Genomic DNA, 3,711 nt, shown 5'->3' with positions numbered 1-3,711 from the left:
GACATTTTACCATAGATGTACGATATATCATATGAATTTGCTCTTAAGATGTTCTTATCATTTTTCCTGGCTGATTGGCCTGCTTGTGATGGAATTTTTTAACAGATGGGATTTTTTTCCGAAAACGAAAATGATAAAGGAGACGGTAAAAAGGAGTGTGCTTATAATGTAAAAATAACTGATTTGTTGAAAATACTTTATAAATAAACCTCCGATTAGTGGGCCGCACAAGCTGCCGAGACTGAAAAAAATGCCGCAAAGCAAATTTCCTGTGGCAAATAAGCTTTTTGGAACCAAATCCGCCATGTAACTAATCCCGAGGGAGAAGTTGGAACCGACCAGCATTCCCGAAATCAAAAACGTCAAAAATAAACCGATACCGTTATGTTCAAGAAAGCTTGCTGCCATAAAACTGCAAAATCCGAGGAACCCCACTGTCATCAAGACTTGTCTACGCCCATACCGGTCACTGAGCATGCCTAAAGGAAGCTGGGTAATAATACTGCCAATGGCAAATGCAGACAGAACAAGAGAAACACTGGAGACATCGATCCCTTTTTTTAAGGCGTAAACTGGGAAACTCCCATTTAGGGACGATTCTAAAAAGCCGTAGGACAGCGGCGGTAAAAACGCGACCCATCCATAATTTAACGCCTGTTTAAATTGTTTTATAGCAGCTAAAAACGAACTTTTTTCGATTTCATATTCAGGAAGCTCATTTTTCAAAGTGAACACAAACAGCCAGCCAATCAAACAAAGAAGGGAGGATACGATAAAGGGAAGGGCTTCATTTATTTTGACTAAAGGTGTCATCAATGGACCCAGGGCAAAGCCGATCCCGAAAAATAATCCGTACAAAGCAATATTCCGGCCTCTTCTTTCCAAAGACGAGAAGGATGTAATCCATGTTTGCGTGGCAAAATGCAATGAATGATCGCCAATTCCGATTAGAAGCCGTAATGCAAACCAAAACCAAAAAGATTTCCACAGTGGAAATAGGACCAGCGCGATACATACGAGGCCGCCGCCGAAAATAATGATGGGTTTATAGCCGTATTTTCTTAAGGGCAGTTCCATAAACGGCGACACAAGCAGGATGCCAATATAAAGCGCTGTTGCATTTAACCCGTTTAAGGACGAGGAAATGCCGCTTTCTTCAAAAATAACGGCAATCAGCGGAAGAAGCATGCCTTGTGAGAAGCCGGAAATAGCGACAATGCTAACAAGAATCCAAAAACGAAGGGTGTCTTTTTTCATAAAGCATTCCTCAATTCAATATTTCGAAACAATGATGCTACTTTGATGTTATCTAGAAAATTCCACATTTGCAAGAAAAATGTTACAATAGAATGGTTTATTTGAAAAAACTAGATCGTAAAATAAATCGTGGAGGGAATGCGGTGACAAAAAAACTGTTTATGATCACAACGGCAATCGGGGTTCCGCTTTCGGTTATCGGGACTTTGCTGCATTGGTCAAGTCTCGTTTTATTTGTGATTTATTGTATAACGATCATTGCACTATCCAGTTATATGGGGCGAGCGACGGAGAGTCTTTCTATTATTGCCGGGCCGCGGGTTGGTGGTCTCTTAAATGCGACGTTTGGCAATGCAGTAGAGCTGATTATTGCGATCTTTTCTTTACAAGCCGGCCTGAATGGAGTCGTTCTTGCTTCATTAACGGGTTCCGTTCTTGGGAATCTTCTGCTTGTAGCAGGACTGTCTTTTTTTATTGGAGGTTTGAAATATAAAAGGCAGCGATTTAATGTATACGATGCCAGGCATAATTCTGGACTGTTAATGTTTGCTGTCCTGATTGCCTTTGTGATTCCGGAAGTTTTTTCGATGAATATGAGTGATGCGGAGACACTCAACCTCAGTGTTGGAATTTCAGTCACATTGATTATTCTTTATTTAGCGGCGCTTTTCTTTAAACTTGTCACCCATCGGGGAGTATATAAATCTTCAAGTGAAGTAATGGAGCATGAGGAAGAAGAGCCTGATTGGGGAACAGGCAGGGCGATTTTTGTTCTGGCTGTTGCCACACTTGCGGTTGCTTATATATCCGAACACCTTGTTCATACCTTTGAATATGTCGCCAAATCATTTGGCTGGACAGAAATGTTTATCGGAATCATTATTGTCGCTATTGTCGGCAATGCCGCGGAACATGCTTCTGCTGTATTAATGGCTCACAAAAATAAAATGGATGTCGCAGTTGAAATTGCCATCGGTTCCACCTTGCAGGTCGCCATGTTTGTATTACCTGTCTTAGTTCTCATCTCGCTTTTATTCGAAACATCGATGCCGCTCATATTCAGCTGGCAGGAGCTTATCGCGATGGCCTCATCCGTGCTTCTCATGGTGGTCATCTCCAATGACGGTGAATCGAATTGGTTTGAAGGACTCACTCTGATCGCCGCTTATGTCATTATGGGAATCGGGTTTTATTTGCTGTAAAAAACAAGACTCTGAGCCAATCGGCTTAGAGTCTCGTTTTTCTTGCCAACTTTCTAAAACGGTTTCATTTTATAGGGTTTCAAATCAATCGCTTTTCTTGGGACCATCAATCACCAACCTTCATGTTTTAATGAGAAATAACACGAGAGGTGTATGTCATGTATGTGTGAATCCCAACCTCCTTAAGTAATTTCGGTAAAACTTTCAGCAGATTGATTACGGCCCTCCTTTTTAAAAGGTTAAGTTTATTATAATTGATAATTTCAATTTTGTAAATGTTCAGATTACTACATTTTTGTTACTAATGATCTATTTATATGGAAAGGACAGGGATAAAATTTACTTCTAAGGCCATTCATAATGGATAATATTTCTCAACTCCGAAAAAACTACTAACAAGACTTTTAGTGAAAGGAGTTTACCATCGTGAAAAAAATTGTGTCTGTCCTTATGACTTTATTCTTAATGGCTGCTATAATACCGGTTGCCAGTGCCCAAAAGGCTCCTGCTCAAAAAGAATCGGTCAAATACCAAATTCCGTCCTCTGTCCGTAATATTTCAAAGGAAAATACGTACCCAAACTCAACACAGGACTTGCCGCTGCTTCAGCCGAGCGCCTTGACGAAAAAATTGATCTCATCGTCCAATGTTAAAATTGAAAATCCGGACTTAATTCGAATGCTAAATGAGTCAAGTATTAGTAGCACACCGTTTGCCCTTGGCTATCGGGCGATTATTTACCTTGGTCAATGGCCATTGAACTATGAATCAGCGGAAACATCTCCAAATTGGGAGTTTCAAAAAATTAATACGAATTACTTTGATAATCGCGGAGGTAACGCTCCTTATCAAATCAAATATGTCCAGGAATCACAGAAAATTATTAGAGGCGGCTTAACTTCGAAAATTCCTAATGCAGAAGATGTAAAAAAAATGATGATGTTAAAAGCCATGCAGAAAACGAATCTTCCGTTGGCATTTGAAACGATTATTGGCGCAGGCACCAAAAACGACCATGTTTATAACATCCAGCCGAATCGTCTTGGGTACCTGTATGCCTATGCCCCTGCTATCAGTGAAAAAGGAAAAGTAACTTATGGAGAAGTATATCTTATGCTGAAAGGAAATCGTAAATTTATTGTGGTGAAGAACGTCACCTCGCAAGGCATCGGGGCGTGGATTCCGGTACAGGATTACGTCTCATTCGGATTTGTTGCATCAGAACGGCCGCGATAAAGATGATAAGAAGGGG

The 3,711-nt window shown here is 40.5% G+C and carries 3 protein-coding genes; 2 read left to right on the top strand and 1 reads right to left on the bottom strand.

Features of this window, described 5'->3' with window-relative positions:
• Positions 1 to 57: 57 nt before the first annotated feature.
• Positions 58 to 1,257 (bottom strand): MFS transporter, encoded by a 1,200-nt coding sequence (locus BFU02S_RS15125; protein ID WP_066372425.1) that lies wholly within the window; start codon positions 1,255 to 1,257, stop codon positions 58 to 60.
• 143 nt (positions 1,258 to 1,400) lie between these two features.
• Between BFU02S_RS15125 and cax the strand changes: the two genes are divergently transcribed.
• Both cax and BFU02S_RS15115 read left to right on the top strand, forming a co-directional pair.
• Complete coding sequence (gene cax, locus BFU02S_RS15120; protein ID WP_066372421.1) at positions 1,401 to 2,459, top strand: calcium/proton exchanger; 1,059 nt, start codon at positions 1,401 to 1,403, stop codon at positions 2,457 to 2,459.
• A gap of 426 nt (positions 2,460 to 2,885) precedes the next feature.
• Positions 2,886 to 3,695, top strand: a complete 810-nt coding sequence (locus BFU02S_RS15115; protein ID WP_066372418.1) for a YfkD famly protein — start codon at positions 2,886 to 2,888, stop codon at positions 3,693 to 3,695.
• Positions 3,696 to 3,711: the final 16 nt, after the last annotated feature.

It is taken from the genome of Neobacillus fumarioli NBRC 102428, from assembly GCF_001591485.1.
In the GTDB taxonomy this organism is placed as follows: domain Bacteria; phylum Bacillota; class Bacilli; order Bacillales; family Cytobacillaceae; genus Neobacillus; species Neobacillus fumarioli.
This window is presented reverse-complemented; position numbering and strand designations above follow the sequence as displayed.

Excerpts from the sequence above, each read along its gene's own strand:
- BFU02S_RS15125 (WP_066372425.1), bottom strand. The coding sequence starts at position 1,257 with ATGAAAAAAGACACCCTTCGTTTTTGGATTCTTGTTAGCATTGTCGCT.